Genomic DNA, 24,597 nt, shown 5'->3' with positions numbered 1-24,597 from the left:
GGTCCCGGCGTCGCTGACGGGCGGGTAACGCGTTGAGCGTAACCGATCGCCTCGGCCACGCCTCCAGGCCATTTCCCGTTTGTCTAGCTTGCCCCTGATCGTGGCGCAGGTTTTAACGTTGCGGAAACCCGTGACCGCCGCGTCGGGCAGCCGATCTGGCACGATCGGGGCGTGTTTCCCTCCACCTCGCCCGACGCCGGCCGCGAATCGTGGTCCGACGGTCCCCGCCCGGGTCCGGCCGCTCCGACCCGTGGCCAGCCCCCCGCGCCGCGCACCGGACCGGCCGTCGTCGACGGCGAACGCCGTGAACGGGGCAAGCCACGCCGGGCCCGCCGCGCCGGGGAACCGGCCCGCCGATCCGAGGACGAGGTCGACGAGCCGGAGGAGGAGGCCGTCGTCCCGGTGGAGGTGCACCGCCCGCTGGCGTTGACCATCGCCGGCTTCGCCGCGCTGCTCGGGGTGGGTCTGGTGCTCGGCGCGCAGACGTCCGGGCCGGGTCACCGCCTGCCGTTCGCCTTCATCGTCTTCGGCGTCCAACTGCTGTTCGTGCTCGCCTGGACGATGGCCATGCGCCCGCCCGCGCTGCTGCTGGTCGGCGGGATCAGCGCCGTGGTCGCCGCAGCCGCCGACATCGCCGCCGTCCAGAGCGACGTCGCCGGTCTGGCGCCGCTGGGCTACCTGGCCGTCGGTGGCTTCCTCGCCGCAGTGCTCGGCCAACTGGTCCGCCGGGTCGACCGCATCCGGGTCACTGACTCACTCGGCGCCACACTGCTCATCGTGGTCGGGGTCGTGGCCTTCGGCACCCTGATCGTGCTCAGCCGCATCCCGGCCGGCACGCAGGCGATCACGGTCTGCCTGACCGCGAGTGGGGTGGCCCTGACCGTCGCCCGGCTCACCGACGCGGTGCTGCCGTGGCCCCGGCTGGCCCCGCAGGTGCCCCGGGGCGCGGCAGGCGTCGTCGCCGGCGCGATGGTGGGCACGCTTGGCAGCGCGGTCCTCGGCAGCTATCTGGTGGCACCCTTCACGCCGACCCGGGCCGCGATGATCGGCCTGGTCGCGGCCGTCACCGCCGTCCTCTCCGATCTCGCCGTGGGGTACGCGGAGGCGGGTCGTCTGATGGCCGGCGAACCGCCCACCATGTGGGTCGCCCGGCACATGCAGGGTCCGCTCGGCGGGTTCGCCCTGGCTGCGCCTGCCGCGTACGCCATGTGCATGCTGTTCCTCTGAGCCCACGGTTGAGGCCGGTGTCGGTCGGGTACCTACGGGTGCGCCGCGCTGCGGCACCGGTTCGGACGTCCCGCCGCATCGCGGCGGGCGAAGACAGGAGGCGGCGTGGCCCAGGAGTATCCGGCTGGCGAAACCCGGCCCCGACGGCGCGGCCGCAAGCTGCTCATCGGCCTGGTCGTTCTGCTCCTGGTGGTGGCGGGTCTGCTGGTGGTCGCCGACCGGGTGGCGGTCGGCGTTGCCGAGCGGCTCATCGCCGAGCGGGTCAGCCAGGAGATCAGCAAGCAGGGGGCGCAGTCGGCCGAGCCCGACGTCGAGGTCGCCGGGACGCCGTTCCTCACCCAGGTGCTGGACGGGCGGTACGAGCGGATCTCCATCACGCTGCGGGACGTGCAGGGGTCGGTGGAGGGTGACGCCGTACGGCTGCCGGTGCTGGACGTCGACGCCCGCAACGTGCGTGCCTCGCTGGACACGCTGCGGTCGGGGCAGGGCGACGTCGTGGCCGACACGGTCAACGGCACCGGCACGATCAGCTACGAGAGCCTCGCCGCGCTGCTGAAGCGACCCGGGCTCACCCTTGGGGAGCAGGGCGGCAAGCTCGCCGTCACCGCCCCGGTCGACATCCTCGGCCAGAAGTTCACAGTGGCCGGCACCGCCGACGTCACAGTCGCCAAGAACGGCGCCGTGGCCCTGCGCTTCAGCAACCTGGACGCCGCCGGCCTGCCGAACCTGCCGCTTGCCCGCACGATCCTGAACAAGTACGCCGAGGGCATCTCCATCGACGTGCCGCTGCCCGACCTGCCGTTCCAGCTCGCGGTCCGGGAGGTCCGGCCGTTGCCCGACGGGCTGGCGGTCACCGCCGACGCGAAGAACGTGCCCATCAACTCCGCCGGCTGAGCGGCGCGTCAATCGTCCGGGCCGCGGGACGCCGCACCGGCCCCGCAGCCCGGACGATCCCGGATGGTGGTCGGTCCAGTGGCAGGCCGGTCACTGGCTGGTAGGCTCCGTGCTCATGGGGACCCACCTCACCAAACGGCGCGCGGTCGACCTGTGCCGCGTGGCCACCTGCCTGTGTCGCCCTGTCATCTGACGGCGGGGCTGTTTCTGGCCGCCTGACGGCGGCCACCGGCACGCAGGGTCCTCGACCCTTTGCGGTGATCCCACCGAACGCCCGGCAGCGGCGCCGTCGCACGAACCCGTGATCCCGTCCTTCCGCTGGGTCCCGCGCGCGGTGCGACAGTTCAACCCATCGATATTCGCGCGTTGGCTCACCATCCATCCTCACCAGGGAGTGATTCGATGAGTCGCGACACCGCACTCGTCTCGGTCGAGTGGGCCGAGAAGAACCTCGACGCCCCGGGCGTCGTCTTCGTCGAGGTCGACGAGGACACCTCGGCCTACGAGACCGGCCACATCGCCGGCGCCATCAAGATCGACTGGAAGACCGACCTCCAGGACCAGGTCCGCCGCGACTTCGTCAACAAGACCCAGTTCGAGGCGCTGCTGTCCGAGCGGGGCATCAGCAACGACGACACCGTCATCCTCTACGGCGGCAACAACAACTGGTTCGCGGCGTACGCCTACTGGTACTTCAAGCTCTACGGCCACCGCGACGTCAAGCTGCTCGACGGTGGTCGCAAGAAGTGGGAGCTGGACGCCCGTCCGCTTGTCACCGAGACGGCGACCCGCCCGGCCACCCAGTACGTCGCGCAGGAGCCGGACACCTCCATCCGGGCCTTCCGCGACGAGGTCGTCGCCGCGATCGGCACCAAGAACCTGGTCGACGTGCGCAGCCCCGACGAGTTCGCCGGCCGGCTGCTCGCCCCCGCCCACCTGCCGCAGGAGCAGGCGCAGCGGGCCGGTCACATCCCGACCGCGATCAGCGTCCCGTGGTCCAAGGCGGCCAACGAGGACGGCACCTTCCGGTCCGACGACGAGCTGCGCAAGATCTACGGCGACGCGGGGCTCGACGACGGCAAGGAGACCATCGCGTACTGCCGGATCGGCGAGCGTTCCTCGCACACCTGGTTCGTGCTGCAGGAGCTGCTCGGCCACCGCAACGTGAAGAACTACGACGGTTCCTGGACCGAGTACGGCTCGCTCGTCGGCGTGCCGGTCGCGCTCGGCGACGAGCCCGGGGAGGCCTGATCCGCCATGACTGCTCCCACCGCTGCGGGTTGCGCCGCACCCGACCAGGCCGCGCCGCTGCCGGCCAGCCTGGACCTGGAGAAGGAAACCGTCATCACGGGCATCGTCCGCTCGGCGACGGACGAGGCCGTGCCGGGCGCGTACGTCCGGCTGCTCGACTCGACAGGTGAGTTCACCGCCGAGGTGGTCACCTCGGCGGCCGGCCAGTTCCGGTTCTTCGCCGCGCCGGGTTCCTGGACGCTGCGGGCGCTGTCCCGGCACGGCAACGGCGACGCCGCCGTCACCGCCGGCCGGGGCATCAACGAGGTCACCGTCACCGTCGCCTGACCCACTGCTCTGATCGACCGGGGCCGGTCACCCTCCTGGGTGGCCGGCCCCGGTCGTCGTCACCGCCGGGTGGCCGGGACCGAAAGGTCGCCGGCCACCCGCGGGTGTCCGTCAGATGCCTGTGGCTCTCGTGCAGGACGAGGCCGGGTCGAGGGTGAAGTCGAGCGTCTGGACGATGCCGGCCTCGATCCGGGTGCGCTGCGTCTGCGGCACCCAGGCGTCCTTGGCGACGATCACCTCGTAGCGGCCCTTCGGCAGCCACCAGACGTACCGGCCCTGGGCGTCCGCGGTCAGGGTGTAGCCGGTCGTGGTACCCAGCAGGTTCACCCGGACCGTCGCCGCGACGCCGACGGTGGCGCCTCGGCAGGTGACACCGGTGACGGTGCCCTGGATCCTGCCCCAACTGGCCGGCGGCGACACGTTCATCCGCACCGGCACCGCCGAGACCCGGTACGGGGTGTCGGAGGCGATGGCCAGTTCGCCGGAGTAGGTGCCCGGCTGGGCCACGCCGGCCGTCGCCGTGGCGGTCAGCTTGACGGTGACCGTCCGGGAGGCGCCCGGGGCCAGGGTGAAGGTGCCGGGCGTGGTGGCGAGCCAGGGGAGGTCCGCCTCCCCGCCGCACAGGTCCAGGCCGCTCAGCCGTTCACTCTCGGTCGAGCCGACGAAGGACGACGGCGAACCACCGATCTTGTACGCGCCGCAGGCGGCGGCGCCCCGGTACCTGCCGAACTGGACGTTGGGCAGGTCGCGCCAACTCCCGGCCACCGGGTCGTACGCGATGGTCCGGTTGGTCACAGTGGTCGACGCCGCGGTGACCCCGCCGGCCAGGACCAGGAGGTCACCGGTCGCCGTGTACTGGGAACCCCAGAGGTCCAGCGGCAGGTTCGGCAGCGGGTGCCACGCGTCCGCCGCCGGGTCGTAGCGGTAGGCGTCGGTGTGCTCGGTGCCGCCGGCGCCGCCGGTGCCGCCGGCGCAGTAGACGGCGCCGCCGATCCCGCCGCAGGAGAGCCAGGAGACCGGATGCGGGTAGGCGGCGCCGGTGTGGAACGCGCCGGTCGCCGGGTCGAAGACGACGAGCCGGTCCGAGTCGGTGCAGTCGCTGTCCAGGCAGCCACCGACCAGGTAGACCTTTCCACCTGTCACCGCGCCGCCGGCCGCCGCCGCCGGGAACGGGTTGGTCGCCCCGGCCACCGTGCTCCAACTTCCGGTGGCCGGGTCGAACACGTCCACCGAGGCGACCGTGTCGTTGTCGGCGCCCCAGCCGCCGAGGACGTACAGCTTGCCGCCGACCGCTGCCGCGACGGGCTTGGCCCGGGGGGTCGGCAGGTCGGGCAGCGCGGCCCAGGCGTCGGTGTCGGGGTCGTAGCGCCAGGCCTTGCCCTCCAGGCCACTGCCGCCGCCACCGCCGACGGAGTAGACCCTGCCGTCGAGGGTGGCCGCAGCGTTGTCGTAGACCGCCGCCGGCAGGGCGGCGATCCCGGTCCAGGCGTCCTGGGCCCGGGACGCGGCCTCGGTCGCGGCCCCGCCGTACGCGGTGCCCGCGCGGGCCTTGCTGATCCCCTTCACCTTCTGCTCCCGCAGGGGCGCACCAGCTCTGGACAGCCTGTCGAACCGCCCGCCGCGCTCCACCAGGTTCACGGCTGCCGGCGCGCTGCCGGTGTTGCGCACCGTCACCTTCGTGGTCCGGCTGCTGGCGTACGGCTGGTACGACTGGACGTCGGCCGGGGTGACGGTGAGTCGACCGGCGGCCAGCGCGACGTCCAGGCGTCGGGCGTCGTCGGCGGTCACCGTCGCCGTCTTCGTGCTCGGTTGGTACGGAGTACGGCTCGTGGTGAACGGATGCGCCCCGGTCAGCCCGGAGAAGAGCCAGTAGAAGCCGTCCGGCAGGGTCGGGTCGTCAGGTGTCGACGCCGACGTGGCGAGGTCGGCGGGTCGGTCGGCACTGACCACGGCGACCCCGTTGAGCGGTGTGCCGGTGTTGCGGTCGGTGGTGACGCCGAGCAGCAGGCCGCCGGCGGTCGGCACGCAGTCGCGGTTGACCAGCTGTACGTCGTCCACCTGCCACCACCAGGCGAAGGTGCCGTGGAAGCGGAACCGGACCCGCACGGTGGAGGCTCCGGCCGCTGGTGCCAGGGGCACCTCCTCGAGCAGCGGTCCACGCCGGCTGCCGGTCTGGTGCCAGACCGTGGTCCAGGTGGCGCCGCCGTCGGTGGAGACGTCCACGTCGGCGGCGTCGGTCACGCCTACCGCCCACCAGTCGCTGCGGAAACGCAGCACCGGCGCGGGTGTGGCACGCAGGTCGACGGTCGGGGTCACCAGGTCGGTGTCCTGGGTCTTGCCGGACCCGAGACGGTCGCTGTCGGCGATGGCGAAGGCGCCGCTGCCGCCGGTGAGGTTGCCCCGCTCACCGGCGTCGGTGAAGTCCCAGCCACCGTCGTCGGTGCGGTTGCGCACCGACCAGCCGTCCGGCGCGGTGCGGCCGTCGAAGCTCTCGTCCAGCACCGGCGCGCCGAAGCTGCCTGTGTAACCGGCAGCCGTGCAGACGGGCTCGACCGGTACGGCGACGTCGGCCGTTGCCGGCCCGGTGCCGGTGACCACGTCCCGGGTGACAGTGCGGTAGCCGGGGTAGCGGGCGGTGACGGTGAGCCGGTACGTGGTGTCGCCCGGAACGGTGAACGAGTACCGCCCGGTGGCCGGGTCGGTGAACACCGGCCCCCCGGGACGCCCGGCGACCTCGATCCGGGCGTACAGCGGCCAGCCGTGCCCCGAGCCGTCGGTGACCCGGCCACGAACGGTGACCGGCGGGTTCGCCGCCAGTGCGAAGTCCTCGGTGACCGTGCCGTCGTCGGTGACGGTGACCGTGGCCGTCTGCCCGGCGTACCCGTAGGCGCTGACGGTGACCGTGGCCTGCCCGGCCGGCAGGGTGAGCGCGTACCGGCCGTCCGTGCCGGTGGTGACGCTGCGGGTGCCGTCGCCGACTGTCGCGCCGACGATCGGGTCGCCGTTCCCGGCGGCGGTGACCGTGCCGATGATCCGCCCGACGGCGCCGCGCGAGGAGGCCCGCACCGCGGCGTACGCGTCCAGCCGGCCTTCGCCGAAGACGTTGTTGTCGGCGGCGGTGCCTCCGCAGGTGGTGGCGTCGACGTCGCGGGCCGTCCGGTCGAGCAGCTCCTCGGTGGCGGTGACGTCGCCCTTCAGGCCCGCAGCGGCCGACCAGAGCAGCGCGACAGTGCCGGAGACGTGCGGCGCGGCCATCGAGGTGCCGTCGAACGCGGCGTAGGAGTTGCCCGGGACGCTGGAGCGCACGTTGCTGCCCGGAGCGGCGACGTTCGGCTTGTACGACCGCGCGTCGGTGGCGTCGCCCCGGCCGGAGAAGTCGGAGATCGCGTCGTGCACGTCGTACGAGCCGACCGCGTACGCGTCGGCGCTGTCTCCGGGTGAGCCGGCGCTGCCGCAGTCCGGGCCGTCGTTGCCGGCCGAGAAGACTCCGAAGATGCCGGCCGCCCGCCAGGCCGCGATGGTCTGCTGGAACCACGGGTCGCCGCCGGCGCCGCCCCAGGAGTTGTTGACCACGTCGGGGCGCAGGTCGGGGCGGGGGTTCTGTCCGTTCAGGTCGGTCGGCGCCAGCACCCACTGGCCGGCCGCGAGCAGCGAGGCGTCGGAGCAGGAGTCGGTCTCGCAGCCCTTCGCGGTGATCCACTTCGCGCCGGGTGCGACGCCGATCTGGTTGCCGGCGCGGTCGTCGCCGACCATCGTTCCCATGGTGTGCGTGCCGTGCCCGTTGTTGTCGCAGGGCGCGGCGCTCGGGCACACGCCGGCCGGGTCGTACCAGTTGTGGTTGTGGTCGAAGGCGCCACCGCCGAGATTGCCGCGGTACGCCCCGACAAGCGCCGGGTGGTCGTACTGGACGCCGCTGTCGATGTTGGCGACCACCACGCCCTCGCCGCGGTCGCCGAGCTCGTTCCACACCTGCGGGGCGTTGATGTTGGTGAGTCCCCACTCGGGCCCGTCGGCGTCGGCGTGGCCGCCGGTGGTCGGTGTCGGGCGCACCAGGCGGTAGCTGTGGGTGGGTTCGATCCGGGCCACCTCGGGCCGCTTGGCGATCTCGTCGAGCAGCGTGCGGTCGCCTGTCACGCGCACGGCGTTGGCGATCCAGTAGGCGGTGTGCGGCGCCCTGCGGGTCGTGAGCAGCGCGCGCAGGCCCTTCTGGGTGCGCGTGGCGGTCGTCGTGAGCAGCCGGTGCACCTCGCGGGCCCGGTCGTCCGGGTCGCGCAGCTTCGCGGTTCGCGCCACCGGTGCGGTGTCCCGCAGGTAGACCAGGAAACTCACGTGGCCCGTCGTGCCGAGTTGGCGGAGCAGTCGCTTGTCCACGTGGGCCGGCGCGGGCGCGGGTCGGGCGGCGACCGCGGGCTGGGCGGTGAGGGCCAGCAGGGCCGCGCCGCAGGCCACGGCCGTCCGCCAGAGAGCGGACCTCAGGGTTGATGGTCGGAGCACTGTTCCTCCCCACATTGGGTCCCGACGGGTTCGGGACGGGCGCGCACCGCCGGGACGGCCGCCCAGCGGGTGGTGGGGTGGGGTGGCGCCCCCACGTCCGCTGACAGTCCTGCTCAGGCGTACTCGGACGGTGCTCAGTGAATAACGCCGTTCAGTACCTGGTCAGTGACGTGGCGTCATTCCGACCGTGGGCGGGGTCCCGAAATAGATCGGCATGCGTCACTATCATCGGGTGGTGGTCGCGGGTGGTGCAGAGGTCCCGATCGTCGTCTGTGTCAGTGCGGACGTTTCGGTGCGCGAGCGGGTGTTGCGGCAGCTCGACGGGATCGGGCCGGTCGTGACCTGTGCCGACCTGACCCAGTTGCGGGCGATGCTGTTCCCGCCGTCGGGAGGCTGGATGCCGGCCGTCGGGCCGACCACCCCACCGGTGCCGCCGCAGGGGCGGGTCAGCTGGGGTGAGCTGGTCGTCGACCGGGTCGGGCACCTGGTCACCTGGCGCGGCGATCCACTTCCGCTCACCCGTACCGAGCGGGAGCTGCTCGCCCGGCTCGTCGGTCCGCCGCTCGTGGTGTGGAGCTACGAGCAGCTCTTCGCCGCGGTCTGGGCCGGCGCGTACCTCGGCGACACGGCGATCCTGCACTCCGCGGTCAAGCGGCTCCGGCACAAGCTGCGCGGCCTGCCCGGAGGGCCGCGGGTGCACACCGTGCGCGGGGTCGGCTACCGGCTCGATCCGCCGCCCCCGCCGGCCTGACCCGTCGTCATCCCGACCGCCGACCGCTGCCTCCGGTGCGGAGGACCGCCCGTGACACCATGGCCGGGTGAGCGGTGCTGTCCAGACGGGTTGGGCCCCGTCGAGCGATCCCGCCACGCCGGCACCTGCCCGGCGTGGGCGGCGCTGGCTGCTGGTCGCGACCGTGCTGTGGGCCGTGCTGCTGGCCGGGCTCGCCTGGATGTCGGTCCGCGACGACCCGCCCACGGTGCGCGAGCAGCGCTCCGTCGACGAGGCCGCCCCGGTGGTCGACCGGGCGGTCGGTGAGCTGGCCCGGGCCGCCGGCGCGGCCGGGCTGCTGGAGCTGGGCCCGGTGCGGGTCGACGCCGGCTGCCGCGTCACCCCGTTCGCGGACGGCGCGGCGCTGCGCCGCGAGGTCGGCGTGCTCGCACCCGCCGGCACCGAGCGCTCCGTGCTGACCGGCATCGCCGATCGGCTGCCGGCGACCTGGCGGGCCGGGGTCGGCCCCGGCCTGGACGGCCCGGAACTGCGCGCCGACGCCGGGGACTTCGTCGCCGTCGAGGGGCGACCGACCGGGGACGGCCGGCTCCGGTTGACGGTCGACACCGGCTGTCGTCCGCTGGGCGCCGGCTACCACCCGAAGCCGGCCACCGGCGCCGGCCCGGAGGCCACCGCCCTGACGGCCGCCCTGAGCGCGCTCGACCGTCCGACCGACGCCGCGCCGGAGCTGGTCACCGCGCCGTGCCCGGACGGCGCCCTGGCCCGTACCGCACGGTCCGCCGCCGGTTCCGGCCCGGCCGCGCCCGACGCGCTCGCCCCGCTGGCCGGCGGCACCCCACTGCTGGACAACCCCCCGGTGTACGCGTACCGCGCCGGCGACGTCACAGTGCTTGCCGAACTCGGCCCGGACCCCGCACGGGTGGCCGCCACCGTCGGCTGCCCCGGTTGAGCCGGGCGTCACGCCCGGGTCAGCCGCCCGTCTCCTGATCCTGCGAACCGCGGCTGCGACCCAGGGCGTCCACCCGACCCCAGCGACCGGGAATGTCCAGCAGCTCCACCCGGCCCATGCCCGGTGGCACGGCCGGATCGATGATCAGGTGCTCGCCCTGCGGCTCCAGCCCCAGCATCACCCGCAACAACAGCAGCGGGGTGCCACTCGACCAGGCCTGCGGGCTGCACGCGGTCGGATACTCCACCGGGTAGCCGGTGCGGCTGCGGGCGTACCCGGCGAACGCCTCCGGCAGTCGCCCGTCGAAGTAGTGGGACGCCGCGAGCATCGCGTCGCAGATCCGCCCGGCCTCCTCCCGGTAGCCGTACCGGCCCAGGCCCCAGGCGATGATCGAGTTGTCGAACGGCCAGACGGTGCCCACGTGGTAGCCGATCGGGTTGTACCGACCCTCACCCTCGGCGAGGGTCCGCACCCCCCAGCCGGAGAAGAGCCGCGGCCCGAGCAGGTGGTCGACCACCTTGCCGGCCCGGGACTCGTCCACGATCCCGCTCCACAGCAGGTGCCCGATGTTCGACGTCAGCGCGTCCACCTGCCGGCCGTCGGCGTCCAGGGCGAGCGCATAGTACTCCCGGTCGGCGATCCAGAAGTCGTGGTTGAACCGCTGCTTGAGCGCCGCAGCCTCCCGCTCCAACCGGTCGGCGTACGCCGGGTCGTTCCAGACCTTCCGGGCCAGCCGGGCTGCCCGGATCTTCGCGTCGTACGCGTAGCCCTGCAACTCGCAGGTGGCCCGGGGGAAGTCCGGCATCCGGCCGTCGGCGTACGAGATGGCGTCCCAGGAGTCCTTCCAGCACTGGTTCTGCAACCCGGTCTCCGGGTTGCCGGGTCCGGTACCAGAGATAGCCGGTGCCGAGCAGGTCGCCGTACGTGTCGATCCACTCCAGGGCCGCCCGGACGTGCGGCTCCAGCCGCTTGACCAGCGCGGTGTCGCCGGTCCAGCGCTCGTACTCGTCGATCAGGATGACGAACAGCGGCGTCGAGTCGGCCGATCCGTAGTACGGCGAGTGCGGCTGCTCCTCGAAGCCTGCGGTCTCGCCGTACCGCAGCTCGTGCAGGATCTTGCCGGGCTCCTCGTCCCGGAAGTCGTCCACCCGGTGTCCCTGAAGACCGGCCAGCATGAGAATCGTCGGCGGGATCAGCTCCGGCAGGAACGGCAGCACCTGCAACGAGGTGATGATGCTGTCCCGACCGAACAGGGTCATGAACCACGGCAGACCGGCGGCGATCAGCCGTACGCCCAGGGCGATCGACTCGTAGCGCAGCGCGGCCAGGTCGTTGAGGCTGCGCCGGTACGCCCCGGCAAGCGGCTCGCAGTCACAGCCGAGTTTCGGCGCCCGGTCGATCAGCTCCTGCTGCTCGGCGCGGATGGCGTCCCCGCCGCGGCTGCCCGCGTACGGCAGGGTGGCCCGGATGTCCTCGCCCCGGGCGCCGTAGACGACCGTGGAGACGTGCAGCCGGGTGGTCCACTCGCTGTTGCTCTGGATCCGGACCTGGAAGGTCATCCCGGAGGCGTCGACCTGCGCCGGCACCGTGGAGCGGACCACTGTCTCCCGGTGGAACGCCTCCCGCCGGTACGTCAACCGCAGCTCGTTGTCGGTCACCGCGACCGTCGTCCGACCGATTTTCTCCCGAGCGTGCTTGATCTCGAACAGGTCGGCGAAGTCACTGCTCATCTCGAGCCGGACGGAGAAGTCGACCTCCTCGCCGGAGTGGTTGAGCACTGTCAGCTCCTCGTCGAAGCTGCCCCCGATCGCTCGGCTGCGGATCACCGACGCCTTGGCGTCCAGGTAGTGGGTGGGTTCGCCGGGGGCGAGGAAGAACGTCGTCCGGTACGACTCGCTGTCGTCGACGGAGAGGGCGTGCAGGCGCTCGCCGTTGAGGGTGAGGACCCAGGTGGACAGGAAACGCGTGTCGAAGGAGAACAACCCGGTCGGGAAGGCGAAGGACGGCTCGATGTCTCCGCGACGGTCGCTGACCAGGAAGGTGTTGCCGTCCAGGATGCTGACCAGATCCTTCACGCCCGCCGCCCGACTGCCTCCCGGGCCACCTCGCGGGGGTCGCGGGTGCCCGGCGGGTCCGGGAAGAAACGGCGGAAGGCCAGGAAGAGCACCACGTCACCGCTGAAGGTGCTCTCGTTGCGCAGCACCGCCGCGAGCGCCTGAGCTTCTCCGCTGACCAGCCTGTCGAACAGGGCCGAGCTGCTGTACCAGATGGCGTCGGCCGGGCCCCGCTCACGGCTGCTCTGCACCGCCCCCGGCCGCATCCGGACCAGCCAGTGCTCGGTCTGGTGGTCGGTGCCGAGATCGATCTGGAGGGTCCCGACGGCCAGGCCGCCCAGGACGGCGGGGGCACGCGTCGGCAGTGATTCGAAGAACCTCTCCGTCGCCTCGGTCACATCCGAATCGTAGGCAGCTGTCCGAGATGTCGGGTCGGTATCCGTACTCCGCCCACACCGTCGCCCCGAGGGGTTCCGGTGGTCAGTAGACCAGTGCCTGCGCGCCCTCGGCCAACGCCTCCTCGACGAAGACCGCGGCACCCGCGATCCGCACACCGGGCAGTACGTCGTCCGGGCCGATCTCCCGCCGGGCCGCGCACTGGGTGCAGGCGGTCACCCGACCGCTGGTCAGGATGACGTGCAGCAGCTCGGCCAGCGGCGCGGAGTGCGGCAGCTCGAACTCCTGGGCGCGGCCGGGCAGCGCGAACCAGGTCGACTCCCCGGTCAGCCAGAGCGAGACGTCCACGCCGGCGGCGACCGCTGTGGCGGCGACGGTGAACGCCTGCGCGCACCGCTCCGGGGCGTCCGCCCCAGCGGTGACCTTGACGACGAGAGAGCGGGCCATGAGGCCCAGCATAGGATGGTCACGATGGTTACCGAGATCGGGTTCGTCAGCCTGCTGGTCGCCGGCCTGGGCGGGCTCGCCGGTGGCCTGGTCTATCTGGCCGTACGCATTTCGAGGGGACGTTGGTGAGCGCGAGGAGTGAGCCGGGCCTGCGAGCCCCGCAGTCGCGAACGAAGGTGGTCTGGTGAGCGCGAGGAGTGAGCCGGGCCTGCGAGCCCCGCAGTCGCGAACGAAGGTGGTCTGGTGAGCGACGAGAACCCGCTGCAACCACCGTGGCTGAACGCGCCGCCGGTCGAGGAGTACCCGTTCGAGGAGAGTCACGACCTGCGGGTCGGTCCCAAGCTGCACCCGGCGCTGGACGGCCTGCTGCCGTACGTCGGTCTGTGGCGCGGGCGGGGCAAGGGTGGCTTCCCCACCATCGAGGACTTCGACTACGCGCAGGAGATCCGGATCAGCCACGACGGCCGGCCGTTCCTGCACTACGAGTCGCGCGCCTGGATCCTCGACGAGCAGAGCAGGCCGGTCCGCCCGGCCGGGCGTGAGGTCGGCTGGTGGCGACCGGTGCTGGTGGACGGTCGGGCGACCGACGAGCTGGAGGCCCTGCTCACGACGCCCACCGGCGTGATGGAGCTGCACCTCGGCAAGCGCACCGGCACCCAGGTCGAGTTCGCCACCGACGCGGTGATCCGGACGGCGACCGCCAAGGAGGTCACCGGCGGGCACCGCCTCTTCGGCATCGTCGAGGGCGCGCTGCTCTACGCCCAGGAGATGGCCGCGGTGGGTCAACCACTCAGCCCGCACCTCTCGGCCCGGCTCATCCGGGTCGGCGGCTGACACTCAGCCGGCGGGGAAACCCAGCAGCGCCTGGAGGGCCGGGGTGCGCGGGCAGCGGTCCCGGCGCACCCCGTCAAGCGTGTGCACCTCGGTGAGCCCGCGCACCGACGACGCGAACCACACCCCGTCCGGCGTCGTGCAGCTCGGCCGGGGTGACCATCCGCTCGGCGGCGCCCAGGCCCAGCTCGTCGGCGTGGGCGAGCAGCCAGGCGACGGTCGTGCCGGGCAGGATGCCGGTGCTGACGGCCGGCACCGTACGGAGCGTGTCCCGGGTGAGCCACACCACGTTGGCCGTGGGCCCCTCCAGGGCGTACCCGTCCGAGGAGACCCAGAGCACGTCGTCCACCCCGTTGCCACGCGCCCAGCGGCGGGCGGCGCTGTTGACGGCGTACGAGGTGGACTTGATCCCGGTGGGCAGCCAGGTCAACTCGGCGCGGGCGGTGGCGGGCACCCCCAGCGGCAGGGTCGCCACGCTGATCCCGTCCCGTCGCGCCCTTCGCGCCGCCGCCGGCACCTCGCTAAGCGTGGCGTAGACCGTCGGTGCGCCGCCCTCCGGGCCGCGGGTGCAGACCAGGCGCAGCGCCCCCTCGACCCGCTCCGGCCAGTCGGTGCGGACCGCGTCGAGCAGGTCGGTGAGCGCGGCGGCGTCGGGCAGTGGCAACTCGATGGCTGCGGCCGACGCGGCCAGCCGGGCCAGGTGCTCGTCGCGCAGCCACGGCCGGCCCTGGCGCAGGTGCATGCTCTCGAAGAGCCCGTCGCCGTGCAGGACGCCACGGTCGTCGCCGCGTACCACCGGCTCGGCCGCCGGGACCGGACCGTGCCCGAGCACGGCGATCCGCGCGGTCGGGCCGGCCGGGTCCGGCCCGCTGAAGGACGTCGCCATGAGGGTCGAGGGTAGCGACGGCCGTCGCGTGGCGGAGGCGACCCCGGCCGCCGAACTATGATCGGACGGTGTCCGAATCCTCCCTCGCGGAAATGCTCCGGGCCCGTGGGCTGCGGCTGACGGCCCAGCGACAGCTCGTCCTCCAGGCTGTGCTCGATCTGGGCCACGCCACCCCGGAGCAGGTGCACACCGCTGTCCGGGAGGTCGCCGCCGGCGTCAACATCACCACCATCTACCGCACGCTGGAGCTGCTGGAACGGCTCGGCCTGGTGACCCACACCCACCTCTCGCACGGTTCGCCGACCTACCACGCGGCGGGTGAGCACCAACACGTCCACCTGGTCTGCCGGGAGTGCGGCGCGATCGACGAGATCGATCCGGAGCTGCTGCGCCCGCTCGCCGACCAGTTGGCCGCGCAGCGGGGTTTCCGGGTGGACATCGGGCACGTGTCACTCTTCGGCGTCTGCGACCGCTGCGAGAACGGGGATCACAAATGATCGACATCGCGGGCGCGGTGGCCGTCGAGAGCATCGACGAGGCCAGCCGCGACCAGCCGGACCCGGCGCACGTCGCGGCCGGGGTGCGGGGGGTGGCCGCGCACTACGGCGACCCGCTGCGGGAGCAGCGCACCCTGGACACCGAGGTCGGTCTGGTCGACCGGTCGCACCGGGGGATCATCGCGGTGCCCGGCGAGGAACGCGCCGGCTGGCTGCACACGATCACCTCGCAGCACCTGTCGACGCTTGCCGCCGGCGAGGGCACCGAGCTGCTCGTGCTGTCCCCGCACGGGCACGTCGAGCAGCACGCCCTGGTCGCCGAGGACGGCGAGACCACCTGGCTGGACACCGAGCCGGGGGCGACCGAGGGTCTGCTGTCGTACCTGGAGAAGATGCGGTTCTTCAGCAAGGTCGAGCCGCGCGACGCGACCGCCGAGCGGGCGCTGTTGTCGCTGGTCGGGCCGGCGGCGACGGAAGCGCTGGGCACGCTCGGCGTGACCGGGCTGGCCGCACCGGACCTGGTCCCGGTGCCAGGTCCGAAGTTCGCCGCCGGGGCCGTGCCGCCCCGAGCGGGCATCCGGTACGACGTCCGGCCGCTGCCGATGGGCGGCTGGGCGCGACGCGGCGTCCTCGGGGTAGACCTGCTGGTGCCCCGCTCGGCGATGGAGCAGGTGGTGGCGGAGCTGCGCGGCGCGGGCGTTCCGGTCGCCGGCCTCTGGGCGTACGAGGCGATCCGGGTCGCCGCCCGACAGCCCCGGGTCGGGGTGGACACCGACCACCGCACCATCCCGGCCGAGGTGGACCTCATCGGCCCGGCGGTGCACCTGGACAAGGGCTGTTACCGGGGTCAGGAGACGGTGGCCCGCGTGCACAACATGGGCCGTCCGCCGCGTCGCCTCGTACTGCTGCACCTGGACGGGGTGACCACCGACCAGCCGCCGGCCGCCGGTACGCCGGTGACCCTCGACGGCCGGGCGGTGGGCTTCGTGGGCACCGCCGTGCTGCACCACGAACTGGGTCAGGTCGCCCTCGCGGTCCTGAAGCGGAACGTCCCGGACGACGCCGCGCTGCTGATCGGCGAGACCGCGGCGGCGATCGACCCGTCCTGAGCGTGGCGTCTAGGATCGCCGGCATGACGACAGGGACGTTGATCACGGTGGCCCCGACCGGCGCGGAGTCGGCCAAGGCGGAGGTGCCGGCGCTGCCGGTGACCCTGGACGAGCTGCTGCTCACCGCCAAGGAGTGCGAGGCGCTCGGCGCCGCCGTGATCCACGTCCACATCCGCGACGACGCGGCGCGGCCGACCCTCGACCCGGCCCGGCTGGCCGAGACGGTGGCGGCACTGCGGGAGAGCACCGACCTGATCGTGCAGCTCTCCTCCGGCGGCGCGGTGACCGACCCGGAGGCGTCCCGGCTCGCCGTGCTCGACGCGGGTCCGGACATGGCCTCCTGCACGATGGGCACTGTCAACTTCGGCGACGACGTCTTCCTCAACCGCTGGGAGTTCATCGTCGACCTGCACACCCGGATGCAGGAACGCGGCATCGTGCCGGAGTACGAGATCTTCGACCTCGGCCACCTGTCCGCGTTGCAGCGGCTGCTGGGCAAATACGGCCTGCCGGCCGGCGGTCACGTGCACGTCGACTTCGTGATGGGGGTGCCGGGCGGCATGCCGGGCACCACCGAGACGCTCGTCGCCGCCCACCGGATGCTTGCGGACCTGCCCGCGGGCACCACCTTCTCGGCCACCGGCATCGGCCGCAGCACGATCCCGGTGCTGCTGGCCTCCCTGTCGACAGGCGGGCACCTGCGGGTCGGCATGGAGGACACGGTGACGTACGCCAAGGGTCGTCCGGTCGAGTCCAACATGCAGTTGGTCGCCCGCGCGGTCGGTTTCGCCCAACTCGCCCAGCGACCGCCGCTGACCACCACCGAGGCCCGCGAGCTGCTCGGGCTGTAAGGCCGGGTCGGTTCCGCGCTCCTGTCACCCGTGCGGTGGACCCCCTGGTCACCCCGCCGCCGGGCACCCCCGGGCCGTCGGTACCGTCCAGCGCGTGACGAAGACGTACGAGGGTGGCGTGCCGCTCGCCGAGGTGGTCCGGTCCGGGTTCGTGGAGGGCGGCCACCGCGGCTCGGTGGTGGTGCTGGGCGCCACCGGGGAGCCGCTGGCGACCGCCGGGGACGTGACCGCGCCGATCTTTCCGCGCTCGGCCAGCAAGCCGATGCAGGCGATCGGGATGCTCCGCGCCGGCCTGACCCTCACCGACCCGGCCGACCTGGCGTTGGTCTCGGCGAGCCACGCGGGGGAGGACTTCCACCTGGTCCGGGTCGGCGCGCTCCTCGAGCGGGCCGGGCTGGACGCCTCGGCGCTGCACTGCCCGCCCGACCTGCCGGCGGGCGCGGCGGCCCGGGAGGCGGTGCTGCGGGCCGGGGGCGGGCCGAGTCGGGTGCAGATGAACTGCTCCGGCAAGCACAGCGGAATGCTGCTGACCTGCGAGGCCGCCGGGTGGCCGCGGGACGGCTACTGGCGGCCGGAGCATCCGTTGCAGCAGGGATTGCGGGCCGCCATCGAGGAGTTCACCGGCGAGCGGGCCGCGGCGGTGGGTGTGGACGGCTGCGGCGCTCCGGTGCTCGCGGTGTCGCTTACCGGCCTGGCCGGGGCGTACCTCCGCCTGGTCGACGCCGAGCCCGGCTCGGCGCCGCGCGCGGTGGCCGACGCGATGCGCGCCCACCCGGAGATCGTCGGTGGCACCCAGGCCGACGACACCCGGCTGATGCGCGGTGTTCCGGGCCTGCTGGCCAAGGTCGGCGCCGAGGGCGTGTTCGCGGTGGGACTGCCGGGCGTCGGCGCGGTGGCCCTGAAGATCGACGATGGGGCCGACCGGGCGCGGATGCCGGTGCTGGTCTCCGCGCTGCGCCGGCTCGGCGTGGACGCGCCGGTGCTGACCGAGTACGCCGAGGTGCCGCTGTTCGGCGGTGGCCTTCCGGTCGGGGCGGTCCGCCCGCTCTGGTGACCCGTCGGCCAGCGGGTCCGCTGCCCGCTTGGCCTGCGAGCCGTTCGGCCGGTGAGGCGCTCGGGCTGCCAGGTCGAGCCGGCGGCCGATGACTTATCAAGCGCTATACCTCACAGGCATATTCATGACTGTGAGGTATAGCGCTCTCAGGGGCGGCAGCTAGCCGGCGGGCAGGTGCGAAGGGCGCGGTGCCAATACGCCGCCGCCGGCTCGATCGCCTCGGCGAACAGCGTGCGGAGCGTCCTCGGGTCAGCGCAGGAAGTCGAGCAGGGCGGCGGCGACCGCTTCGGGGCGTTCCAGCGGCAGCAGGTGCGCGGCGTCCGGCACGTCGGGCAGCCGTGTCGCGTGGGGAGCCTCGGCGGCGATCCGGTCGGCGAGCCGGCTGATGTCCGGTACGTCGGCGGCGCCGGCGGTGACCAGGACCGGCACCCGCAGCTCGCCGAGGCGGCCGATCGCCGGAGGAGTCAGCTCGCCCACCTCCACCGCGCCCAGCGCCAGTTCTGCGGCCAGGGCGCGCTGGTCCATCTCCTGCGCGAACGCCAGCAGCCCGGGGTCGACGTCGGCGGGCTCGCGGCCCGGCCCGACCACCCAGAACCGCACCTCGCCGGCAGCGCCGGCGACGAAGTCGTCCGGGTCGACCTCGCCGACCAGGTCGTCCCAGAGGTCGTTGGCCTCGTCGGACCACTCGTTGCCGGAGATCGCCGTGTCGAAGAGGGCGAGCGCGCTCACCCGGTCCGGATGCGCGAGCGCGGTGTCGACGGCGACCGACCCGCCGAAGGAGCAGCCGACGAGCGCGGCCCGGGGCAGGTCGAGGGCGTCCAGCAGGCCGGCCACGTCGTCGTGGTGCGCGAACGGCGTCGGGGGCAGCTCGGAGTCTCCGTACCCGCGCAGGTCCGGAACGATCACCCGGTGCCGGGCGGCGAGCGCGGGCACGACACCCCGCCACATCCGCCGGTCCGCGATGCCGGCGTGCAGCAGCACGACGGGTGAACCGCTGCCGGCCTCGTCGTACGCGAGAAGTGCTCCGTTGACTGTGATCTTGTGCACCAACGGACCGTACGGATCCGCCGAGCGACGCGCAAACGGGATGCTGAGACCTTGCTAACTCTGGCAAGCATTTTGCTTGCAGGAGCTAGCAGGCCGCACTAGCGTCGGGTCCATGGCCACACCCAAGGACCTTCCCGACGTCGGCGGGTTCATCCGCGATCTACGGCGCAACGCCAAGATCTCGCTGCGGCAGCTCGCCGAGCAGGCGGGGGTCAGCAATCCGTACCTCAGCCAGATCGAGCGCGGGCTGCGCAAGCCCAGCGCCGAGGTGCTCCAGCAACTGGCCAGCGCGCTGCGGGTCTCGACCCCGGCGATGTACCTGCGGGCCGGGCTGCTCGACGACAAGGAGGGCCACGGCGTGCTCGCCGCCATCGCGGTGGACCCCGACCTCACGATGGCCCAGAAGCAGTCGCTAAGCCAGATCTACGAGACGTTCCGCCGGGAGAACGCCCGGCTCTCCGAGGCCCAGGCCGCCGCCGAGGGCGCGGCCGCCGGGAACCCGGCCGCCGAGAGCCCAGCCACCGGAAGTCCGGCCGCCGGAAGCCCGGACGTCGCCGGCAGCGCCGGAGTGACCGGGGCGACCACCCCGACCGACGTCGCCGACGAGCCGGCCGACGTGGCCAACCTGGCCGCGACCGGCCCCACCACCGCGAGCGGCACTCCGACCGAGGCCGTGCTCGAGTCGGTCGCCGTCACCGAGGCGGGCGCCGCCCCCGCCCCGAGCAGCACCAGCAACCCCGCGAAGAGCAGCACCAGCACCCCCGAGAAGAAGGCCGCCCAGTCGGCCGAGGAGGAGACGTCATGACGGAGCCGAAGACCAACCGCATCCCCGCCCCGATCTACGCCGCCGCCGGCGCCGCCGAGCTGGCCCTCGAACAGCTGCGCAAGCTGCCTGCGGTCGTCGGTGTGCACGGCACCCGGGTCGTCGCCGACCTGGGCGGTCGGGCCGTGCTGACCGGCTTCGAGCTGCGCCAGAAGGCCACCGAGACGCTGCGTACCGCCAACGAGACCGCCGGCAGCCTGCGCGGTCGCGCGCAGGCCGAGCTGGACCTGGCCAAGCTGCGCGAGTCGGCCGACCTGGCCAAGCTCCGCGAGGTCGCCGACCTGGCCAAGCTCCGTGAGGTCGCCGACATCGACAAGCTGCGGGCCGCCGCGACCCGCAACGCCGCAGTGGTGGTCGCCGGCGCCCAGGCCGCGCAGGAGCGGGCGTTCGCCGCGTACGGCGCGCTGGTGGCCCGTGGTGAGCGGGTCGTCGGCGCCGGCGTGCTGGAGGCCGCGGAGACGGTCAACGCCGACATCGAGGCCACCCAGGCCGCCCCCGCCGCGACGACGGCGACGACGGCCCCGGCCGCGACGACGGCCCCGGCGGAGGTGCCCAGCCCGGCCGAGGTGGCCGAGATCGCCGAGGCCAAGCCGGCCGCCGTCAAGAAGGCCGCCCGGGCGAAGGCCGCCAAGCCGGTCGAGACCCCGTCGGCGAAGCTGCCCCGGGCCACCAAGCGGACCCGCCCGGCGGCCGAGTAGTTCGGCGTGTCGACGATCCCGACGGCGTCCTTGTCGGACGTAGTCGGGGTCGTCGACATAAACTTGCCGGCATGGCCAACGCCGCGCCGATCTTCGCGTTCGAAGTCCGTTACGTGATCGAGCTGATCCTGCTCGTCTTCGCGCTGATCATCCAGGGTGTCGCGCTGGTGCACGCCATCACGCAGCGCTCCGACGCATTCTCCGCCATCGGCACGCTGCCCAAGGGCGGCTGGATCGCCATCCTGGCGGTCTGCCTCGTGCTGATCCTGCTCAGCCGCGGTCCGATCAGCCTCTTCGGACTGATCGGCATCGCCGCCGCGCTCATCTATCTGCTCGACGTCCGGGTCGGTCTCCGCGACCTCAGTGACGGCAAAGGGTTCTGGTGAGAGGTTTTCGCTGGCCGCCTCCGCCCGACAGTGGTCCCCGCACCTGGGGGCCGGGCCCGGGCGGGCCGCGTACTGGCCGGCCCGCTCTGCCGGAGCCGGAGACCGAACTGGTCGCCACCCCGCACGGGGTGCAGTTGGAGCGCCTGGTCACCGGCATCGGTGACCCGGTCACCGTGTTCGCGCACGGACTGGGCAACGGCATCGCCACCACACGCCCGTTCGGCAGTGGGGTGACCGGTCGCCGGGTGTTCTTCCAGTTCCGGGGTCACGGCCGCTCGGAGGCCCCGGCCGGCCCGTGGACCTACCTCGACCTCGCGCGGGACCTGCGGGCCATCGCGGACCTCGGCGGCGCCAGCCGGGCGTTCGGGGCGAGCCTCGGCGCGGGCGCACTGTGCAGCCTGCTGGCCGAGAGCCCGGAACGCTTCGAGAAGCTGGTGTTCTTCCTGCCGGCGGTCCTGGACCAGCCCCGCGGCCCGGTCGCCCACGACCGCATCACCGCCCTGCTGGAGGCCGTCGAGAGCGGAGAGGCCTCGGCGGTCGCCGACGTCGTCTCGCTGGAGCTGCCGGCGGCGGTCCGCAACACGCCGGCCGGCTGGGCGTACCTGCGGCAGCGGCTCGACCAGCTGCTCCGCGACGGTCTGGCCGACGGCCTGGCCACGCTTCCGGAGCAGGCGCCGCTGCAGGACGCGACGGTCCTCGCGGCGGTCACCGCTCCGGCCCTGGTGATCGGCTGCGCGGGCGACGACCTGCACCCGGTCGAGGTCGCCGAGCAGCTCGCCGCCGCGCTGCCCCAGGCCACCCTGCACGTGTACGACCGGCCGGGGGTGCTCTGGTCGGAACGCGCCGACCTGCGGGAGCGCATCTCCGGCTTCCTGAACGAGTAATCTGCCCTGTCATGGGCGTCACACAGCATGGCCGGACGCACCGGCTGGACCTCGCCGACCCGACCCTGCGCGAATGGACCTGCACGGTCCTGCACGCCGACCCGGAGCAGGGCATCGTGCTGGACCGCTCGGCGTTCTACCCGGGTGGCGGCGGCCAACCGCCGGACCACGGCGTACTGCTCTGGCAGGGCGTGCAGACCCGGATCGTCGGCACCCGCAAGGGCGACGACCCGTACCTGATCCCCGCCGAGGGTGACCCGCTGCCGCCGGTCGGCACCGAGGTCGTCGGCGCGGTGGAGGACGAGCGCCGCACCCGTCTGATGCGTACGCACTCCGGGCTGCACGTGCTCTGCGGCGTGGTGTTCCGCGACTTCGGCGCGCTGGTGACCGGCGGCAACATGGAACCCGGCGAGGCCCGGATGGACTTCAACCTCCCCGAGGTGCCCCCGGACTTCAAGAGTCGCATCGAGGAGCTGGTCAACGCCGAGGTGGCCGCGGACCGTTCGGTCGCCACCCGGGTACTGCCGCGCACCGAGGCGCTGGCCCTTCCGGACATCATCCGCACCCAGTCCAACCTCATTCCGCCGGACGAGCAGGAGGTCCGGATCGTCGACATCGTCGGCCTGGACGTCCAGGCCGACGGCGGCACCCACGTCGCGTCCACCGCCCAGATCGGCAAGGTGCAGGTGGTGAAGGTGGAGAGCAAGGGCCGGGCCAACCGCCGGGTGCGCGTCAGACTGGTCGACTGACAAATTCGGACGCCGGCTGTCAGGTATCGCTGACAGCCTCGCAGGCATGACACAACCGCTCGCAGGAAAGATCGCGCTCGTCGCCGGTGCCACGCGGGGCGCCGGTCGACAGATCGCGGTCCAGTTGGGTGCCGCAGGCGCCACCGTGTACGCCACCGGTCGCAGCAGCCGCGCCGGCCGTTCGGAGATGGACCGGCCGGAGACCATCGAGGAGACCGCCGAGCTGGTCACCGCGGCCGGCGGCACGGGCATCGCCGTGCGGGTCGACCACCTGGTGCCCGAACAGGTCCGCGACCTGGCCGCCCGGATCGACGCCGAGCAGGGCCGACTCGACGTGCTGGTCAACGACATCTGGGGCGGCGACCCCCTGGTGACCTGGGACAAGCCGGTCTGGGAGCAGCCGCTGGAGGCGGGTTTCCGCACCCTGCGGCTGGCCGTCGACACGCACATCATCACCAGCCACTTCGCCCTGCCGCTGCTGATCCGTCGGCCCGGTGGCCTGGTGGTGGAGATCGGCGACGGCACCAAGGCGTACAACGACGAGAACTACCGCCTCTCGGTCTTCTACGACCTGGCCAAGGTCTCGGTCAACCGACTCGCCTTCACCCAGGCGCACGAGCTGAAGCCGCACGGCGGCACGGCCGTGGCACTCACGCCCGGCTGGATCCGCTCCGAGGCGATGCTGGAGCACTTCGGCGTGACCGAGGAGACCTGGCGGGACGGCGCCGCCACCGACCCGAACTTCCTCATCTCCGAGACCCCGGCCTTCGTCGGCCGCGCGGTGGCCGCGCTCGCCGCCGACGAGGACAGGGCCCGCTGGAACGGCAAATCCGTCGACGCCGGCACGCTGTCAAAGGTGTACGGCTTCACCGACCTGGACGGCAGCCAACCCGAGGGCTTCCGCTACATCACCGAGGTGGTCGACGCCGGCAAGCCCGCCGACGTCACCGGCTACCGCTGACCTGCTGACCTGCCGGGCCGTCGTAGCGCGCGGCGGCCCGGCGCGCCGCGTCCGCCATCCGTGCGCGCAGCTCCGGCGGGTCGAGCGCCTCCACCTCCGGGCCCAGCGCCAGCAACTGGGTGTACGCGACGTCGACCGACTCGACGGGCAGCCGGGCCACCACCCAGCCCTGCTCGTCGGGCTCACCCGCGGCGGCGACCACCTCGTCGTACACGTGCGGGGCGTCGACCAGATGTCGGAGCCGGCGCAGGCCGTCGGGGCTGAGCCGGACGCCCACCTCGGCCCGCAGCATGGTGCGCAGGAACGCGCCGGCCTGCTCCCGCCAGTGCCCGGCCAGGTCGAAGCCCTCGTTCCGCTCGAAGTGTTCCTCGCCCACCTCGACCCCGGTCACCCGGTCCACCCGGTAGGTGCGCGTGTCGTCGCCGACCCGGCCGACCAGATACCAGACCCCGTTCTTGAGCACCAGCCCGTACGGCTGCACCCGGCGGGTCACCTCGTCGGCGCCGCGCCGGTACCGCAGCTGCGCCACCCGGTCTCCCCAGACCGCCCGCGCCAGCTCGGCTAGCCACGGCGGTGGCGGCGTCTCCCGGAACCAGCCGGGCACGTCCAGGTGGAACCGTTGGCCCGCGCGGACCGGCGCGTCGCGCAGCGCCGGTGGCAACGCCGCGAGCACCTTCAGCTCGGCGGCGGCCACCGCGTCGGCCAGGCCCATGTCGCCGGCCGGGCCGGGCAGCCCGGCGAGGAAGAGGGCCTCCGCCTCGTCGCGGGTCAGCCCGGTCAGCCGGGTCCGGTAGCCGCCGAGCAACCGGTAGCCGCCGGCGCGGCCCCGGTCGGCGTACACGGGCACTCCGGCGGCGGAGAGCGCCAGCACGTCCCGGTAGACGGTCCGCTCGGAAACCTCCAGCTCGCGTGCCAGTTCACCCGCCGTCATCGACCCGCGCGACTGCAACAGCAGCAGCAGGGAGATCAGTCGGGACGCGCGCACCCGCCCATCCTGCCCGGTCCCGCTCGCCTCCGGGGCGCGCTGCCCGGCGGTTTCGATCACCTGTCGT

24 protein-coding genes and 2 pseudogenes are annotated in these 24,597 nt (G+C 73.1%); 19 read left to right on the top strand and 7 right to left on the bottom strand.

Annotated elements, in window-relative coordinates; translation table 11 throughout:
* Positions 1-171 precede the first annotated feature (171 nt).
* The 5 genes from MILUP08_RS32030 (at position 172) to MILUP08_RS32015 (ending at position 3,699) form a co-directional block, all read left to right on the top strand.
* Positions 172-1,227, top strand: a complete 1,056-nt coding sequence (locus tag MILUP08_RS32030; RefSeq protein ID WP_007465763.1) for a hypothetical protein — start codon at positions 172-174, stop codon at positions 1,225-1,227.
* A 105-nt stretch (positions 1,228-1,332) separates the two neighbouring features.
* The gene (locus MILUP08_RS32025; protein WP_007465760.1) at positions 1,333-2,121 is read left to right on the top strand and encodes an LmeA family phospholipid-binding protein; all 789 of its coding nucleotides are present in this window, start codon (positions 1,333-1,335) and stop codon (positions 2,119-2,121) included.
* Positions 2,122-2,236: 115 nt separating this feature from the next.
* On the top strand, positions 2,237-2,314 hold the full coding sequence (locus tag MILUP08_RS37505; RefSeq protein WP_310503780.1) for an Ms5788A family Cys-rich leader peptide: 78 nt from the start codon (positions 2,237-2,239) through the stop codon (positions 2,312-2,314).
* A gap of 209 nt (positions 2,315-2,523) precedes the next feature.
* Positions 2,524-3,372, top strand: coding sequence for a sulfurtransferase (locus MILUP08_RS32020; protein WP_007465753.1), 849 nt, complete (start codon positions 2,524-2,526; stop codon positions 3,370-3,372).
* A 6-nt stretch (positions 3,373-3,378) separates the two neighbouring features.
* Positions 3,379-3,699, top strand: coding sequence for a DUF1416 domain-containing protein (locus MILUP08_RS32015; RefSeq protein ID WP_007465751.1), 321 nt, complete (start codon positions 3,379-3,381; stop codon positions 3,697-3,699).
* Positions 3,700-3,810: 111 nt separating this feature from the next.
* Here MILUP08_RS32015 and MILUP08_RS32010 read toward each other — a convergent pair whose 3' ends face one another.
* Entirely contained in the window at positions 3,811-8,208 is a 4,398-nt protein-coding gene (locus tag MILUP08_RS32010; RefSeq protein WP_039907003.1) for a S8 family serine peptidase, read from the bottom strand.
* 199 nt (positions 8,209-8,407) lie between these two features.
* Here MILUP08_RS32010 and MILUP08_RS32005 point away from each other — a divergent pair, with 199 nt between their 5' ends.
* Together MILUP08_RS32005 and MILUP08_RS32000 are read left to right on the top strand one after the other, a co-directional pair.
* Entirely contained in the window at positions 8,408-8,944 is a 537-nt protein-coding gene (locus MILUP08_RS32005; RefSeq protein WP_007465746.1) for a winged helix-turn-helix domain-containing protein, read from the top strand.
* A 67-nt stretch (positions 8,945-9,011) separates the two neighbouring features.
* Positions 9,012-9,872, top strand: a complete 861-nt coding sequence (locus MILUP08_RS32000) for a hypothetical protein (RefSeq protein WP_007465744.1) — start codon at positions 9,012-9,014, stop codon at positions 9,870-9,872.
* 19 nt (positions 9,873-9,891) lie between these two features.
* Here the strand turns inward: MILUP08_RS32000 and MILUP08_RS31995 are convergent.
* The 3 genes and pseudogenes from MILUP08_RS31995 to MILUP08_RS31985 form a co-directional block, all read right to left on the bottom strand.
* A pseudogene (locus MILUP08_RS31995) lies at positions 9,892-11,947 on the bottom strand (amylo-alpha-1,6-glucosidase).
* Entirely contained in the window at positions 11,944-12,324 is a 381-nt protein-coding gene (locus tag MILUP08_RS31990; protein WP_007465738.1) for an SCP2 sterol-binding domain-containing protein, read from the bottom strand. The pseudogene MILUP08_RS31995 and the gene MILUP08_RS31990 overlap by 4 nt, the downstream one beginning before the upstream one ends.
* A gap of 82 nt (positions 12,325-12,406) precedes the next feature.
* Positions 12,407-12,781 (bottom strand): DsrE family protein, encoded by a 375-nt coding sequence (locus MILUP08_RS31985; RefSeq protein WP_007465736.1) that lies wholly within the window; start codon positions 12,779-12,781, stop codon positions 12,407-12,409.
* Between the two features lie 12 nt (positions 12,782-12,793).
* On the opposite strand from MILUP08_RS31985, the gene mtfM reads away from it, so the two are divergent.
* Positions 12,794-12,898 (top strand): small membrane protein MtfM, encoded by a 105-nt coding sequence (mtfM, locus tag MILUP08_RS37240; protein WP_030327764.1) that lies wholly within the window; start codon positions 12,794-12,796, stop codon positions 12,896-12,898.
* A 114-nt stretch (positions 12,899-13,012) separates the two neighbouring features.
* Positions 13,013-13,603 carry a heme-binding beta-barrel domain-containing protein gene (locus tag MILUP08_RS31975; protein ID WP_007465734.1) on the top strand — a complete coding sequence of 197 codons (591 nt, stop codon included), beginning with the start codon at positions 13,013-13,015 and terminating at the stop codon, positions 13,601-13,603.
* Between the two features lie 3 nt (positions 13,604-13,606).
* Here the strand turns inward: MILUP08_RS31975 and MILUP08_RS31970 are convergent.
* A pseudogene (locus tag MILUP08_RS31970) lies at positions 13,607-14,486 on the bottom strand (aminotransferase class IV).
* Between the two features lie 68 nt (positions 14,487-14,554).
* Between MILUP08_RS31970 and MILUP08_RS31965 the strand changes: the two are divergent.
* From MILUP08_RS31965 to MILUP08_RS31950, 4 genes are all read left to right on the top strand, one after another.
* Positions 14,555-14,983 carry a Fur family transcriptional regulator gene (locus tag MILUP08_RS31965; protein ID WP_039907001.1) on the top strand — a complete coding sequence of 143 codons (429 nt, stop codon included), beginning with the start codon at positions 14,555-14,557 and terminating at the stop codon, positions 14,981-14,983.
* Positions 14,980-16,092, top strand: coding sequence for a CAF17-like 4Fe-4S cluster assembly/insertion protein YgfZ (ygfZ, locus tag MILUP08_RS31960; protein ID WP_007465725.1), 1,113 nt, complete (start codon positions 14,980-14,982; stop codon positions 16,090-16,092). The genes MILUP08_RS31965 and ygfZ overlap by 4 nt, the downstream gene beginning before the upstream one ends.
* 23 nt (positions 16,093-16,115) lie before the next feature.
* Positions 16,116-16,943, top strand: a complete 828-nt coding sequence (locus MILUP08_RS31955) for a beta-keto acid cleavage family enzyme (RefSeq protein WP_007465723.1) — start codon at positions 16,116-16,118, stop codon at positions 16,941-16,943.
* A 94-nt stretch (positions 16,944-17,037) separates the two neighbouring features.
* The gene (locus tag MILUP08_RS31950; protein WP_007465721.1) at positions 17,038-17,997 is read left to right on the top strand and encodes an asparaginase; all 960 of its coding nucleotides are present in this window, start codon (positions 17,038-17,040) and stop codon (positions 17,995-17,997) included.
* A gap of 249 nt (positions 17,998-18,246) precedes the next feature.
* Here MILUP08_RS31950 and MILUP08_RS31945 read toward each other — a convergent pair whose 3' ends face one another.
* Positions 18,247-19,044 (bottom strand): alpha/beta fold hydrolase, encoded by a 798-nt coding sequence (locus MILUP08_RS31945; protein WP_007465718.1) that lies wholly within the window; start codon positions 19,042-19,044, stop codon positions 18,247-18,249.
* A 112-nt stretch (positions 19,045-19,156) separates the two neighbouring features.
* On the opposite strand from MILUP08_RS31945, the gene MILUP08_RS31940 reads away from it, so the two are divergent.
* From MILUP08_RS31940 to MILUP08_RS31915, 6 genes are all read left to right on the top strand, one after another.
* Entirely contained in the window at positions 19,157-19,849 is a 693-nt protein-coding gene (locus MILUP08_RS31940) for a helix-turn-helix domain-containing protein (protein WP_007465716.1), read from the top strand.
* Positions 19,846-20,565: a hypothetical protein gene (locus MILUP08_RS31935; protein ID WP_007465714.1), complete on the top strand. Its 720-nt coding sequence runs from the start codon at positions 19,846-19,848 to the stop codon at positions 20,563-20,565. Before MILUP08_RS31940 ends, MILUP08_RS31935 begins: the two co-directional genes overlap by 4 nt.
* A gap of 71 nt (positions 20,566-20,636) precedes the next feature.
* A complete protein-coding gene (locus MILUP08_RS31930; RefSeq protein WP_007465713.1) occupies positions 20,637-20,951 on the top strand; it encodes a DUF2516 family protein in 315 nt (104 codons plus the stop codon).
* Positions 20,948-21,835: an alpha/beta fold hydrolase gene (locus MILUP08_RS31925; protein WP_007465711.1), complete on the top strand. Its 888-nt coding sequence runs from the start codon at positions 20,948-20,950 to the stop codon at positions 21,833-21,835. Before MILUP08_RS31930 ends, MILUP08_RS31925 begins: the two co-directional genes overlap by 4 nt.
* Before the next feature lie 11 nt (positions 21,836-21,846).
* Complete coding sequence (locus tag MILUP08_RS31920; protein WP_007465709.1) at positions 21,847-22,584, top strand: alanyl-tRNA editing protein; 738 nt, start codon at positions 21,847-21,849, stop codon at positions 22,582-22,584.
* Between the two features lie 46 nt (positions 22,585-22,630).
* Complete coding sequence (locus MILUP08_RS31915) at positions 22,631-23,545, top strand: SDR family oxidoreductase (protein ID WP_007465707.1); 915 nt, start codon at positions 22,631-22,633, stop codon at positions 23,543-23,545.
* Here the strand turns inward: MILUP08_RS31915 and MILUP08_RS31910 are convergent.
* Entirely contained in the window at positions 23,529-24,590 is a 1,062-nt protein-coding gene (locus MILUP08_RS31910; RefSeq protein ID WP_007465705.1) for a helix-turn-helix transcriptional regulator, read from the bottom strand. The genes MILUP08_RS31915 and MILUP08_RS31910 overlap by 17 nt on opposite strands.
* Positions 24,591-24,597 lie beyond the last annotated feature (7 nt).

Origin of the sequence: Micromonospora lupini str. Lupac 08 (assembly GCF_000297395.2) — a bacterium.
Taxonomy (GTDB): domain Bacteria; phylum Actinomycetota; class Actinomycetes; order Mycobacteriales; family Micromonosporaceae; genus Micromonospora; species Micromonospora lupini.
Note: the sequence above shows the minus strand (reverse complement) of the source record. Positions and strands in the feature narration are given on the sequence as shown.